This window comes from Demequina sp. B12 (assembly GCF_028823635.1).
Taxonomy (GTDB): domain Bacteria; phylum Actinomycetota; class Actinomycetes; order Actinomycetales; family Demequinaceae; genus Demequina.
Window position 1 is genome coordinate 1 of the sequence record NZ_JAPEHU010000051.1, and the last position, 207, is coordinate 207.

A 207-nucleotide genomic window follows, 5' to 3' on the forward strand; every position below is an offset into this window, starting at 1 on the left:
ATCTGTGCCCGGTTTAAACGTAGCGGTAATCTCTGCTGTACCGGAAGTATCTGTTGTCGCACTATAGTAGAGTAGATTTTTTACACCCGATAATTCGCGCTCAATTAAGGTTACAACGCTATCGTTAATGGTTTTAGCTGTAGCACCAGGATAAGTCGCACTAATATTCACCTGTGGCGGGGCTACACTTGGAAAACGTGCAATTGT

The 207-nt window shown here is 44.0% G+C and carries 1 protein-coding gene; it reads right to left on the reverse strand.

What is annotated here, in order from left to right; translation table 11 throughout:
• A partial coding sequence (locus ON058_RS11110; RefSeq protein WP_274669124.1) for an efflux RND transporter permease subunit occupies window positions 1-207 on the reverse strand: 207 nt, incomplete at both ends.